We start from the raw sequence: 13,615 nt of genomic DNA, 5'->3' as shown, positions 1-13,615 counted from the left end.
GGTGACGACCAGCTATCCGGTCGGCGGCGGGTCGTGGGGGCCGGGGCCCGGCTCCCGGTGGCGTGGCTCCGCCGACCCGACCGGCGCCGGTGACCCCGGCGGCGGCGGTGGGGCATTCGGAGCGGGCGGGCCGCCGACCGACGCGTCCGGTGCCGGGTCGCCGCCGGCCGGTCGGGGCGTGGCCGGCCCAGGGCTCGGCGCACCGCCGATCAGCCTGCCCACCGGCGGCGGCGCGATCCGGGCCATCGGCGAGACGTTCGCCGCCCACCCGGTCACCGGGACCGGCGGGATGTCCGTTCCCGTCCCGGTCAGTGGGGGCCGGGCCGGGTTCCAACCCGACCTGACGCTCAGCTACGACTCCGGCGCCGGGAACGGCCCGTTCGGCCTTGGCTGGCAGCTGCCCGTACCGGCCATCAGCCGGCGCACCGACCGCGGCCTGCCCCGCTACGACGACACCGACACCTTCCTGCTGTCCGGGGAGGACGATCTGATCCCGGTGCCCGGCGGCACCCCGGTCGCCGGGCACACGGTGCAGCGGTTTCGGCCCCGCACCGAAGGGGCGTTCGCCCGCATCGAGCGGTGGACCCGGGACTCCGACGGTGACGTGCACTGGCGCACCCTGTCCGGGTCGAACCTGCTGGCCGTGTACGGCCGCGACGGCGCCTCCCGCATCGGCCGGGGCGGGCGGGTGCACACCTGGCTGCTCTGCGAGACCCGGGACGATCGGGGTAACGCGGTCACTTACACCTACAAGGCCGAGGACGCCACCGGCCTGGACCTGGACCGGCCGCACGAACGGCACCGCACCGACCGGGACGCCAACCGGTACCTCAAGTCGGTGCGTTACGGCAACACGGTGCCGCTGCTCGACCCCGACGGCCGACGCCCGGTGGACCTGACGCCGGCTCAGCTCGCCGACGCCGGCTGGCTCTTCGAGGTGGTGTTCGACTACGGCGAGCACGACCCGGACACTCCACTGCCCACGGACGGCGGGGACTGGACCTGTCGGCCGGACCCGTTCTCCACGTACCGCGCGGGATTCGAGGTCCGCACCTACCGGCTGTGCCGGCGGATCCTGATGTTCCACCACTTCCCCGACGAGCCCGGGGTGGGCGCGGACTGCCTGGTCCGCGCGGTGGAGCTGGAATACGCCAGCGGGCCGGTGCTGTCCACCCTGATCGGGGTGACGCAGCGCGGCTACGCCCCGACCGCCGATGGCGGGTACACCAGTACCGCCCTGCCCCCGGTGACCTTCGAATACACACCTGCCACCATCGCGGCGACCACCCGGGAACTGGAGCGGGGCAGCCTGGAGAACCTGCCGGCCGGTGTGGACGGGCGTACCGAGCTGTGGGTGGACCTGGACGGCGAAGGGCTCGCCGGGGTGCTGACCGGGCACGAGGGTGCCCTCTACTACCGGCCGAACCTCGGCGGCGGCCGGATCGGCCCGGTCGTCGCGCTGCCCACCGTGCCGTCGCTGACCGACCTGGCCGGCGGGCGCCAGCAACTGGTCGACGTGAACGGTGACGGCCGGATCGAACTGGTCCAGCTCGGCACCGTACCGGCGGGTTTCGTGGCCCGCACCGACGACGCCGGCTGGTCCGGCTTCCAGCCGTTCCGGGAGCTGCCCGCCGTCGACTGGGCCAGCCCCGACCTGCTGCTCCTGGACCTCACCGGGGACGGACGCCCCGACCTGCTGCTCGCCGGTGACACCGTGCTGACCTGGCACGAGTCGCTGGCCGAGGCGGGGTACGGCCCGGCACGACCCGCCCTCTGGCCCGCGGACGACGACCGGGGGCCGCGGCTGCTGCGCTCCGACGACCGGCAGAGCGTCTTCCTCGCCGACATGTCCGGCGACGGACTCACCGACCTGGTCCGGGTCCGCGACGGTTCCGTCTGCTACTGGCCCAACGTCGGCTATGGGCGGTTCGGCGCCAAGGTCGAGATGGACGACGCGCCGTGGTTCACCGGGCCGGACGAGTTCGACCCCGCCCGGGTGCTCCTCACCGACGTGGACGGCACCGGCGTGATGGACCTGTGCTACCTGGGCCGGCGGGAGGTCCGGCTCTGGTACAACCAGTCCGGCAACGGTTGGTCGGCCCCCGCCGAGCTACCCGCCCTGCCGCATCTCACGCCCGACTCGACGGTCACCGTGACCGACCTGCTGGGTGCCGGCACCGGCTGCCTGGTGTGGTCGTCGCCGCTGCCCGGCGACGTCACCGGCCCGGTGCGATACCTGGACCTGGCCGCCGACGGCAAGCCACACCTGCTCACCCGCGTGGTGAACAACCTGGGCGGCGAAACCACCATCCGGTACGCCGCCTCCACCGCCTTCCAGTTGGCCGACCGGCGAGCCGGCACGCCGTGGCTGACCGGGCTGCCGTTCCCGGTGCAGGTCGTCGAGCGGGTGGAACAGGTGGACCGGATCGCCGGAACCCGGCTGGTCACCAGCTACCGCTACCACCACGGGCACTACGACGGCGTCGAGCGGGAGTTCGCCGGCTTCGGCATGGTCGAACAGGTCGACGGCGAGTCGTTCGTGGACCACGTGCTGGGCGTCGAAGCGGTCGACGGTAACCAGGACACCTCACCCGAGCTGTTCCAGCCGCCGGTGACCACGAGGACCTGGTACCACACCGGCGCCCACCTCGACCTGTCCGCCGAGTGGTACGCCGGCCGTCACCTGCCCCCGGTGGAGCTGCCGGCCGGGATCTCCGCCGCGGAGCTGCGGGAGAGCCGGCGGGCGCTGCGCGGTCTGCCGCTGCGGCAGGAGGTGTACTCGTATGACGGAACCGCCGCGCAGGAGCACCCGTACGGGGTGGTCGAGCAGACGTACCAGGTGCAGCGGCTGGACGCACGGGTGTTCGTCGCCGTCGAACGGGAGGCGGTCAGCCTCTCCTACGACCGGGAGCCGGACGAGCCCCGGATCAGCCACCGGCTCAACCTGGTCCTCGGCCCGTACGGCACCGTCGTGCAGGCCGCCGCGGTGGTGTACGGCCGCACCACGCCCGACCCGGAGCTGCCCGCCGAGGTGACCGCCGAGCAGCGCCGCCGCCACGTCACCTACGGCGAGCAGCGGTACACCCCGGACATCGACGAGACGCTGCCGGTGCCGGCGTACCGGATCCGCGCCGCGTACGAGGCGGTGGGGCATGAACTGACCGGGCTGGCCCCAGCCGGCCCGCTGTTCACCCGCGCCGAACTGCTCGCCGGGTTCGCCGCGGCCACCCCGATCGGGTACGAGGTGGTGGCCGACGAGGTCAGCGCGAAGCGGCGGTTGCTGTCCCGGTCACAGGTGCGGTTCCGGGACAACGCGTTGACGCCGCTGCCGGCTGGGCAGTGGGACAGCCTGGGGCTGGGGCACCAGACGTACCAGCTGGCCTTCACCCCGGCCGCCCTGGCCGCCAGCTACGGCACGGCGGTGACCGACGGGGACCTGGCCGCCGCCGGCTACGTGCACCTGGACGGCGACCCGGACTGGTGGATCCCCTCCGGCGAGCTGCGCTTCCCCGCCGACCCGGCGGCGCACTTCTACCTGTCCAACGGGGCCCGGGACGCGCTGGGCATGGCGACAGCTGTCACCTTCGACGGATACCACCTGCTCACCGAGCGGGTGACCATCGACCAGGCGGCCTGGTCGGTCACCACCGCGGTCAACGACTACCGGGTGCTCGGCCCGAGCCTGGTGACCGACCCGAACGGGCAGCGCCGCGCGGTGCGCTACGACGAGCTGGGCCGGGTGGTGGCCTCGACGCTGCTCGGCCGGCCCGGAGCCGGGGACGGCGACACCCTCGACGACCCGACCCTGACGTTCACCTACGACCCGTTCAACTGGATGGTCAACGGCCAGCCTGCCTACAGCCACGGCCGGCACCGGGAACGGCACGGCCCGACCAACCCGCGCTGGCTGGAGAGCTACGAGTACAGCACCGGCACCGGTGGTGTGGCGATCACCAAGTCGCGGGTGCATCCCGGCCGGGCCCTGGAGGTGGGCCAGGACGGGGTGGCCGTCGAGGTGGACGCCGACCCACGCTGGGTCGGCACCGGCCGCACGGTGGTCAACAACAAGGGCAACCCGGTGAAGCGGTACCAGCCCTACTTCAGCACCACCCACGAGTACGAGGACGCGGCCGCCCTGCGCGAGATCGGCGCCACCGCAATCCGCTACTACGACCCGCTGGGTCGGGCCGTGCTGACCCGGTACCCGGACGGCACCCTCAGCCGGGTCGAGTCCACGGCCTGGTCGCACCGGCTGTTCGACGCCAACGACACGGTGCTCGACAGCCAGTGGTACGCCGAGCGGGGCAGCCCCGCCGCGTCCGATCCGGAACCGGCCGACCCGGCCACCCGCGCCGCGTGGCTCGCCGCCGCGCACGCCGACACGCCCTCCGTGATCCACTTCGACAGCCTGGGCCGGGCCGTCTACACGGTGGCCGACCGGGGCGCCGGGCAGCGCTTCGGCGTCCGCACCAGGGGAGACCTCACCGGCCGGTCCTCGGACGGCTACGACGCGCTGGGCCGGCACATCGCCCGCTCGGCCACCGCCATGCACGGCGCAGGCGTGTGGTCGTGGAGCGCTGAGAAGGGCGAACGGTGGGTGTTCCAGGATGTGCTCGGCGGCGTACGCCGGATCTGGGACGAACACGGCCGGACCTTCCGCACGACGTACGACGCCCTGCACCGGCCCGTCGGCGTGTACGTGCGCGAGTCCGCCGGCGCGGAGCGCTGCGTGCAGTACGTGGTCTTCGGCGACCGGCATCCGGACGCCGCGACGCTGGGCCTGCACGGCGTGCCCTACCTGGTGTTCGACCCGGCGGGCCAGGTGCGGATCCCCGAGGTGGACTTCAAGGGCAACCCGCGGCGGGCCGAACGCCGGCTCGCCATCGATCACGTCGCCGACCCGGACTGGTCGCCGGTGGCCGCCGCACCCGACCACGCCGCGCTGCTGGCCGCCGCGGCACCCCTACTGGAGAACGAGGTCTTCGGCACCGCCGCCGAGTACGACGCGCTGAACCGGCCGACAGTGGTCACGCTTCCCGACGCCACCGAGCTGCGACCGACCTACCTTGAGGGCGGGATGCTGGGCCGGCTCACCGCGCGGCTGCGTGGCCAGGGCGTGGAGGTGGAGTTCCTGTCCGAGCAGGACTACGACGCGCTGGGTCGGCGGCGGTTCGCCCGGCACGGCAACGGGCTGGTCACCGAGTACTTCTACGACCCGATGACGTTCCGGTTGGAACGCCTGCTCACCGCCGGGGTACGCGACCTGCGCTACACCTACGACCCGGTGGGCAACCTGACCAGGGTGGCCGAGCCGGGCGCGCCCACCTTCTTCGGCAACGCGGCGGTGCCGGCCGCCAGCGACTACGCGTACGACCCGCTCTACCAGTTGGTCCGGGCGAGCGGACGGGAGTTGGCGGGGGCGCCGAACGACGCGATCCGCGACCAGACCGACGTGCCGCCGGCGGCAAGCCTCACCGACCCGGGCGCGGTACGCGCCTACACCGAGGAGTACGAGTACGACCCACTGGGCAACCTGACGGTGCTCCGGCACCGGTTCCGGACGCAGGCCGGGGTGGGCGCCGGCTGGACCCGGCACCACCGGTACGCGTACCAGGACGACGCGACCGACGCCACGAACCGGCTGGCCGCCACGAGCGTCCCCGGCGACGCCGACGGTGGCCCCTACTCCGCCGTGTACGCGCACGACGCCGTCGGCAACCTGACCGTCATGCCGCACCTGCCGGCGCTGGAGTGGAACGTCCGCGACCAACTCCGCCGGGTCGACCTCGGCGGCGGTGGCGAGGCCCGGTTCGTCTACGCCGCGAGCGGGCAGCGGCTGCGCAAGGTCGTGGACCGGCCGGGCAGCGTCCAACTGGAATGGATCTTCCTGGGTGCGGTCACCGTGTACCGGCGGCGCAACCGGGTCACCGGCACCCTCCAGCACGAGCGGTGGACCACCACGATCGCCGACGACACCGGCCCGGTCGCCCAGGTGGACGTCAAGACCGTCGACGTCGGCGGCTTCGACCCGGCCAACCCGCTCGGCGTCCCGCTGATCCGCTACCAGCTCACCAACCACCTCGGCTCGGCCGCGCTGGAGACCGACGCGGCCGGGACGCTCATCTCCTACGAGGAGTACCACCCGTACGGCACGACCGCGTACCGGTACGGCCGGCCGGGCGTCGACCTCAGCCTGAAGCGGTACCGCTTCGGCGGGCATGAGGCGGACGACGAGACCGGCTTCTGCTATGCCGGGGCGCGGTACTACGTGCCGTGGCTGGGCCGGTGGGCGAGCACCGATCCGGGCGGCTTCGTCGACGGGGGCAACCTGTTCCGGTACTGCCGTAACAATCCGGTCGGCATGGCCGATCCGGCCGGGTTCAGGCCCACCACCGTCATCGGGCCGGAGACCCACGACATCTCCATCTCGGAGCCCCACTTCACCGGGTCCGAGAACCCCACGGTGGAGGACTTCCGCCGCTATCTCAGCAGCCACGGCGCGACCCTCGATCCCCGGATCAACAACAGCAACTCGGTCATCTACTACCAGCCCAACGTCACCCTCAACCTGGAGGGGGGCACCTGGTCCGAGCACCCGGGCGGCACCTGGGTGCTGCACGCCGTACTTCCGCCTCCGGCGCCGCCGCGACCGAGGCCGACGCCGCCTCCGCCGCCGCCGGAGCCGCCACCGGCCGAGCCGCCGCCACCCGCACCGGAGCCGCCACCCGAACCGCCGCCGGCCGATCCCGGTGGCGAGGCACCGGCCGCACCCGGCGTCACCGGTGGCGCTGCCGCGCACACCGCGCCCGCCGCCGAGAAGTTCATCTGGAACTTCAAGTTCAAGGGCGCCCGGGGTACGTTCCGCGGCAACATCCTCGAATGGCTGTACGGCGTGCCGTGGCGCGACCGCGGGGCGGACTTCGACCTGGAGACCGCGACCACTGTCAAGCAGATCAAGTCGACCGACGATTACGGCAGGGCCGGTAACATCGCCCGGGAGGCGACCCGGGACGCGGACGCCGCGATCCAGGCCAACCCGAGCGGCACCATGGCCGGCAAGCGGTCTCAGGCCGTCATCATCACCGAGACCGACGCGCCGGCCAGCGTGGGAAACGCGATCCGCACGGCGACCAACCCGGGACGGGGACGGAAGATCCCCGCCACCGCCACGGCGCCGGAGCACGTGCGCGGACTGCCGGGCCGGACCGGCATGGTCGGCAAGGGCCTCGGTGTCGTCGGGTTCGGCCTGTCGGCGTTCGCGCTGTGGGGCGACTATCAGCAGGGCGACTGGGAGATGGGCGTCGGTGACGCGTTCGGGGCGGTCGGCGGTGCTCTGGAGCTGTACGCCATCGCCGTTCCCGGCGCCACGGTCGCCACCGTCAGCGCGATGACCGCCGGGCTGGTGATCGGTGGCATCGGTCTGGCCGCCGTCTCGTACGTCAGCATGAACCGGGCCGCCGAGGCTGGCGACACGCCGGGGGTGGTGGCCGGGGCGGTCGGTGTCGGCGCGGGACTGGCGATCGCCGCGGGTGCCATCGGCGTCGCGGCCGGAAGCGTGGTGATCGCACCGGTCGTGCTCGCGGTCGGCATCGTGGCCGCCATCGGCGTAGGGATCTTCCACGCCGGCCGCTACTTCGACTGGTGGTGACCGCTGGCTGCCGGTGAGGGGGTGTTGGTCAGCGGGTCGACTCGCCGGGCGGCTCCACAAGGAACGACTTGATGTGGTCCAGTGCCATGTCCAGCGCGACTTCCATGGGCGCGACGTCGTGGGCGGCGTTCGCCAGCAGGTAGCCGCCCTGCAACGCTGCCATCAACCCGGTGGCCAACTTCTCGGGGTTGGCGTCCTGGCGCAGTGCACCGCTGTCCCGCATCCGGTGCAGGCCATCACTGATCAGCTTTTCCCATGCCGCAAACGTCTCCGACAACGTCGAACGAGCCTGCTCATCGTGATCGGAGAGTTCGAGTGCCATCGACCCCAGGCCGCACCCGTGTTTGCCGTTGTTCAGCGAGTTGGCTTGCACCAGCGCGTTACGCCACCGGACGAGCCCGGAGAACGATCTCAGTCGTTCGAGCCCCGCGCGCTCGCGCTGAAGCACCAGCGCGCCCCGATATGTGACCAATGCGCGCACGAGCTCCTGCTTGTCGGCGAAGTGGCGGTAGAGCTGGGACTTGCTGGTCTGGCTGGCCTCGCGGACGTCGTCAAGGGTCGTCGCGTTCACTCCGCGCACGAACATCAGCCGGTTCGCCGCCTCGAGGATCCGCTCTCGCGTCGCGATGCCCCGTTGACTGATCCTCCGCGGATTCGTCGGCGCAGCCACCTGCTCGTCGCTCATCCGCTAAGTGTATCCAGCGGGCGAGATCAGCTATTGGAAACGGGACCTTCGAGTCCATTCATGTTCTGGTAAATTGCCGCACGACGGGGCATCAGTGCCCGTATCGGCGTTATGGCACCGGCGTGAAATCCGTGGGGCCGTCGGTGGAGCGTGCCCTGCTCTGGACTGTCCGGTCCGCGCATTGGCACGTTGCCGATCAGGGGCTGATCAGTCGACGTGGTGGGCGCCGGAGGTGTGTCAGGTTGTCGTCCGCTTCGGGAGCTTCCACCCGGGGCGGGGGAAGTGGCAGGTGTACCCGTTGGGGTAGTTCTGCAGGTAGTTCTGGTGCTCGGGCTCGGCCTCCCAGAAATCGCCCGCCGGGGTCACTTCGGTGACGACCTTGCCGGGCCACAGGCCCGAGGCGTCGACGTCGGCGATGGTGTCCTCGGCGACCCGCTTCTGCTCGTCGCTGGTGTAGAAGATCGCCGAACGGTAGCTCAGGCCGATGTCTCCGCCCTGACGGTTCTTCGTCGAGGGGTCGTGCACCTGGAAGAAGAACTCGAGCAGCTCGCGGAAGTCGGTCTTCTCGGGGTCGTAGACGACCTCGATGGATTCGGCGTGGGTGCCGTGGTTGCGGTAGGTGGCGTTCGGGACGTCGCCACCGCTGTAGCCGACGCGTGTCGACACGACGCCGGGCTGGTGACGGAACAACTCCTCCATGCCCCAGAAGCAGCCGCCAGCGAGGATCGCCTTCTCGGTGGTCACGTCGTCTCCCTTGGCAGTGTTGGTGTCACTCGTGAACGGGTGCGGCTGAGGTGGCTGCACCGTGCCGCGATCGGGCCTCAGTACGGATCATCTCGCGGCTGGGGCCTTCGCGCTCGACAACGCCCGTGTTGGAAGTGTGGACTATACAGTCCCATTAAGGCAACTCGGAGGTGGTCGATCAAGCGCCCTAGTAAGCAGCTGAACTGGGATGTATTGCCGCAACAGTAGCACTCGTTCGACTCCCAAAGTGGACTTGACCGACCAGTTCGCTTGCGGCTAGGTTCGGGGCGTGCGGCTGTGTGCCACCGCTCGCGACGAACGCTCCGACGTGCCCACCGGCACCGGGTCCCACGGCGGGTCGCGCCGCTTTCGGGGGCCCGATGCTCGACACCCCTCGCGCCGCAGCCGCTACCGATCAGCGTGGTGAGACCCGAGTCTGGCGCTGCTCATGCCGCTAAAACGAAGTTTTCTCCACGTAGCCGTGCGAAATTGGACTGGATAAGGAGATACCGGATGAAGGCGATTGTGGTAACAGACGAGGCTGCGGGAACGGCCGGGATGACGCTGATGGAGCGCCCCGAGCCGGAACCGGCGCTCAACGACGTGGTCGTCCAGATTCACGCCTCGGGATTCGTCCCCACCGAGATGGCGTGGCCCTCGACCTGGACCGATCGCCTCGGCCGGAGCCGGACGCCGTCGATCCCCGGGCACGAGTTGGCCGGAGTGGTCACCGCTCTCGGCTACGGCACGACGGGACTGTCGGTGGGGCAGCGGGTCTTCGGCCTCACCGACTGGACTCGCGACGGCACCTTGGCGGAGTACGCGGCCGTCGAGGCACGCAACCTCGCGCCGCTGCCCGCCGACGTCGACTTCGCGGTGGGCGCGAGCCTGCCGATCTCGGGCCTGACCGCATGGCAGGGACTGTTCGAGCACGGCCGCCTTCGGTCGGGGCAGAGTGTCCTCGTACACGGCGCGGCCGGCGCGGTCGGTTCGATGGTGACGCAGCTCGCACGGGAGTTCGGCGCCCACGTCATCGGCACCGGACGTGCCGCTGACCGTCAGGCCGCGCACGACTTCGGCGCACAGGAGTTCATCGACCTCGGCAACGACACCCTGGAAGACGTCGGCGGAGTCGACCTGGTTTTCGACGTCATCGGCGGTGACATCGGGAAGCGGTCGGCAGGCCTGATTCGGGCCGGAGGAACGCTGGTCTCTGTCGTCGGGCCGCCCGAGGCGCGTCCCGCAGACGGCCTCGCTGTCGATTTTGTTGTCGAGTCCGACCGCGCCCAACTGGGTGAGATCGTCCAGCGGGTGCGCGACGGCCGCCTGCGCACACACATCAGCAGCGTGGCGACCCTCGACGACGCCGTCGCCGCCCTCAACCCGACCAAGCGGATCACCGGGAAGACGATCATCCGCGTTCGTCCCTGAGGCCTCCGCGACGGCGGGGCTGCGGACGTACGCGTCCGCAGCCCCGCCCGCGCAGACACCTGCACCCAGTTACGTGGCGTCCCTGACAACGTCGGCGTACTCCGGATGGGCATCGACGAACGCCGTCGCGAACGGGCAGGTGACGGTGGCGGTCTTTCCCTGAGTGCGCAGCTCGTCGAGGACGGCGCCGATGAGCCTGCCGGCTATCCCCCTACCCCGGAACTCGGGGAGCACCGATGTCGCCAACAGCACGATACGGCCGCCGACCTGGGTGTAGACGAGCCCAGCGGCTGTCCGGCCCCCGATCGTGGCCTCGTAGCTGCTCAGCTCGCTGTTGTTGGTGACGACCAGGTCTTCCGCGCCGGGCGCGGTGACGTCCGCCAGGTTCGAGCCGGCTGCGTCGTCTGGTTCGGCATTGGTGGTCGACATGGTCATCCTCCGGTGGGTCCGAAGCGTTCGGTGCGGATGTTCGCCGGGTCGTGGCCGATGTCGACGAGGAGATCGGCCACGGTCTCGACGAATCCGGTGGGCCCGCAGACGAACGCCACGGCATCGGCTTCGCGGGGCCAGGCGACGCGGGCAAGGGTGTCCGCGTCCAGTCGTCGGGGTGCGGCCGGCCAGCCGGGAGGCACGGCCCTGGTGTAGACACGGGTGACGGCGACGCGACCACCGCCTGCGGCTTCTGCGCTCGCGAGGTCTGCCGAGAACAGCGCATCGGACGGGGACCGGGTCGAGTAGAGCAACCTGGTGGGATTCGTCGCCGCACGCACCATCGACATCAGGGGCGCCACGCCGGACCCGCCGCCGACCAGCAGCGCCGGGCGCGAATCGGCGGGTCGGCGGATGAACCAACCACCGAGCGGCCCACGGATCTCGAGCTGGTCACCCGGCTCCGCCACCTCGACGAGGTACGGCGAGACCTCACCGCCGGTCACCGCCTGGACTGTCACTTCGAGCAGGCCGGGCGCCGGGGCCGACGAGATCGAGTAGCTGCGGTACGCCGTGTAGCCGTCGGGAGCCGTCAACCGGACGTCGACGTGCTGGCCCGGCACGTGACCTGTCCAGCCGGCAACGGCGAGGACCAGGGTCCGCGCCGTCCCCGTCTCCGTGCGGGTGGCGGCGACGGTCGCCGGCTGCCAGGTCAGTCTGTTTGGTAGCGCTGCTCGCGCCATGGGTCACCGTCGTTGTGGTAGCCGGCCGTCTCCCAGAACCCGGGCTCGTCGTCGAGACGCAGCTCCAGGGCGCGCAACCATTTCGCGCTCTTCCAGAAGTACAGGTGCGGAACGAGGAGGCGAGCGGGCCCGCCGTGCACCGGAGTCAACGGCTCGCCGTCGAACTCGTACGCCACCCAGGCCTGGCCGTCGAGCAGGTCCTCCAGCGGCATGTTCGTGGTGTAGCCGCCGTAGGAGTGGGCGACGACGTAGTCGGCCGCGCTCTCGACGTCGGCCAGCAACGTGTCCACGGCGACGCCTCGCCAGCGTGTGCCGAACTTCGACCAGTGCGTGACGCAATGGATGTCCACGGTGGGCTGGTCGGCGGGAAGGGCGGTGAACTCCGCCCATGACCACGTGCTTCGCTCGCCGGCCTCGGTGATGACGGCCAGTTCCCACGTGTCGAGGTTGATGCGCGGTGTTGGTCCCGCCGACAGGACCGGGAAGTCGTCTGTGCGGTACTGGCCGGGCGGAAGGTTGGCGTCGTCGCGTCTGCGGCCGCCGAAGCCGCGACTGATCACTGCCATGCGTCCTCCCTGGCTGCTGAGATTCTCCGCGGTGGGGACGTGCGTTCCCACCATTGGAGGCGTGTTAACTGGACCATTGCGTCCAGACTATGCTGGCGCGGCGTCGGTCGGCAAACTCGCAAGCAGTCGGCGGTTGGGAGAACTAGCTGCTCCTGATGATCGCGTTCGCGCGCCTACGCCTGTTGATCGCCCGCACGAGGGGCGTGCCCGGTGGACTTTGGCGTCCAGATGGCTCAACCGTACCGTGCGGGGTGCCTCCCGGGTGTGTGGCCGGCCCCAGCGGGTAATGGTCCCCGGCACGCCCACCGTCGGCAGCGACTAGGAGCGAGCAATGGGCACGCGACACGCCTCGACCGATGGCCTCGCTTCCGTCGGCGCCTCGGTCCTGCGCTCGGCACTGGCGACGAACATCTTGTGGATCGGCGCGCTCAAATTCAAACAGTACGAGGTCGAGAACGACGAGCCCCTGGTCACCTCGAGTCCGCTGTTCTCCTCGTTGCGGAAAAGGCTGGGCGCACAGAGGCTCAACCGGCTCATCGGCGTCACCGAGATCGCCGTGGGCTCTCTCATCGCCGCGAAGCCGTTCGCCCCCAGAGCGGCGGCGATCGGCAGCGTCGCGGCGGCCGGAATGTTCCTCACCACGCTCAGCTTCCTGGCCACCACGCCCGAGGCCCGGCAGCAGGGGCAGGGGGTGTTCAGCCTCTCCCAGCTGGGGCAATTCCTGTTGAAGGACACCGTGCTCCTCGGCGCCGCTCTGGTGACAGCTGGCGACTCGCTGCGCGTCGCCCGCCAGCGATGAGCCGACCGCCGGGCTTGCGCACCACCGGTGCCGTCGTGGGTCAGAGGAGGCCAGCTCTTGGATACCAGGATTCAGAACGTCCGACTGGACGCCACCTCGAACGAGCAGCTCACGGCTCTGGCGAACGCCGGGGCCGCAGCCTTCGGCTATACCGCCACACTCCAGGTGGAACGGTCCCTGGCCCAGCTCCTCCGGTTACGCGTCGCGCAGATCAACAATTGCAGCTACTGCCTTCTCGTGCACCACGAAGCTGCCCGTGCCGCCGACATCCCGCCCTCCACAGTCGAAACCCTCAGCGCGTGGTGGGAGACGCACCTGTTCACCGAGCAGGAGCGAGCCGCGCTCTCCTACGCCGAGGCATTGACCCGGACCGCCGACGCCACCGTGAACAGTCGGTTCCAGGAGGCGCACGACAGGATGACCGTGCACTTCACGGACGAGGAGATCCTGGAGATCGCGGCCGTTGTGATCAACATGAACATCTGGACGCGGCTCAAGCTCGCCGAGGGTGCCATGCCCACGACGGCACCCCCCGGGTGACCCTGCCATCGAAGCAGGCCGGCAGCCGCG

Annotated in this window: 9 protein-coding genes; 4 read left to right on the top strand and 5 right to left on the bottom strand. The window is 70.8% G+C overall.

Annotated features, from left to right (window positions below; translation table 11 throughout):
• Position 1 precedes the first annotated feature (1 nt).
• Positions 2–7,648, top strand: coding sequence for a SpvB/TcaC N-terminal domain-containing protein (locus EV382_RS13025; protein ID WP_130401843.1), 7,647 nt, complete (start codon positions 2–4; stop codon positions 7,646–7,648).
• 28 nt (positions 7,649–7,676) lie between these two features.
• Here the strand turns inward: EV382_RS13025 and EV382_RS13020 are convergent, their stop codons facing one another.
• Entirely contained in the window at positions 7,677–8,333 is a 657-nt protein-coding gene (locus EV382_RS13020; RefSeq protein ID WP_130401841.1) for a TetR/AcrR family transcriptional regulator, read from the bottom strand.
• A gap of 237 nt (positions 8,334–8,570) precedes the next feature.
• Positions 8,571–9,077 carry a peptide-methionine (S)-S-oxide reductase MsrA gene (msrA, locus tag EV382_RS13015; RefSeq protein ID WP_130401839.1) on the bottom strand — a complete coding sequence of 169 codons (507 nt, stop codon included), beginning with the start codon at positions 9,075–9,077 and terminating at the stop codon, positions 8,571–8,573.
• 513 nt (positions 9,078–9,590) lie between these two features.
• Between msrA and EV382_RS13010 the strand changes: the two genes are divergently transcribed.
• A complete protein-coding gene (locus tag EV382_RS13010) occupies positions 9,591–10,508 on the top strand; it encodes an NADP-dependent oxidoreductase (RefSeq protein WP_130408761.1) in 918 nt (305 codons plus the stop codon).
• 69 nt (positions 10,509–10,577) lie between these two features.
• Here the strand turns inward: EV382_RS13010 and EV382_RS13005 are convergent, their stop codons facing one another.
• The 3 genes from EV382_RS13005 to EV382_RS12995 are packed head-to-tail and all read right to left on the bottom strand — an operon-like array spanning position 10,578 to position 12,246.
• The gene (locus EV382_RS13005) at positions 10,578–10,937 is read right to left on the bottom strand and encodes a GNAT family N-acetyltransferase (RefSeq protein WP_165435777.1); all 360 of its coding nucleotides are present in this window, start codon (positions 10,935–10,937) and stop codon (positions 10,578–10,580) included.
• A 2-nt stretch (positions 10,938–10,939) separates the two neighbouring features.
• Positions 10,940–11,680 (bottom strand): ferredoxin reductase, encoded by a 741-nt coding sequence (locus tag EV382_RS13000; protein ID WP_130401835.1) that lies wholly within the window; start codon positions 11,678–11,680, stop codon positions 10,940–10,942.
• Entirely contained in the window at positions 11,650–12,246 is a 597-nt protein-coding gene (locus EV382_RS12995) for a sulfite oxidase-like oxidoreductase (RefSeq protein ID WP_130401833.1), read from the bottom strand. Before EV382_RS12995 ends, EV382_RS13000 begins: the two co-directional genes overlap by 31 nt.
• A 331-nt stretch (positions 12,247–12,577) precedes the next feature.
• Between EV382_RS12995 and EV382_RS12990 the strand changes: the two genes are divergently transcribed.
• Positions 12,578–13,045, top strand: a complete 468-nt coding sequence (locus EV382_RS12990; protein ID WP_130401831.1) for a YkgB family protein — start codon at positions 12,578–12,580, stop codon at positions 13,043–13,045.
• 57 nt (positions 13,046–13,102) lie between these two features.
• On the top strand, positions 13,103–13,585 hold the full coding sequence (locus EV382_RS12985) for a carboxymuconolactone decarboxylase family protein (protein ID WP_130401829.1): 483 nt from the start codon (positions 13,103–13,105) through the stop codon (positions 13,583–13,585).
• Positions 13,586–13,615 lie beyond the last annotated feature (30 nt).

It is taken from the genome of Micromonospora violae (assembly GCF_004217135.1).
GTDB lineage: Bacteria > Actinomycetota > Actinomycetes > Mycobacteriales > Micromonosporaceae > Micromonospora > Micromonospora violae.
The sequence above is the reverse complement of the archived record's forward strand: the minus strand, read 5'-3'. Positions and strand labels throughout refer to the sequence as shown.

Coding starts and splice junctions, on each gene's coding strand:
- EV382_RS13010 (WP_130408761.1), top strand. CDS start 9,591: ATGAAGGCGATTGTGGTAACAGACGAGGCTGCGGGAACGGCCGGGATG.
- EV382_RS12990 (WP_130401831.1), top strand. CDS start 12,578: ATGGGCACGCGACACGCCTCGACCGATGGCCTCGCTTCCGTCGGCGCC.
- EV382_RS13020 (WP_130401841.1), bottom strand. CDS start 8,333: ATGAGCGACGAGCAGGTGGCTGCGCCGACGAATCCGCGGAGGATCAGT.
- EV382_RS13000 (WP_130401835.1), bottom strand. CDS start 11,680: ATGGCGCGAGCAGCGCTACCAAACAGACTGACCTGGCAGCCGGCGACC.
- EV382_RS13005 (WP_165435777.1), bottom strand. CDS start 10,937: ATGTCGACCACCAATGCCGAACCAGACGACGCAGCCGGCTCGAACCTG.
- EV382_RS12995 (WP_130401833.1), bottom strand. CDS start 12,246: ATGGCAGTGATCAGTCGCGGCTTCGGCGGCCGCAGACGCGACGACGCC.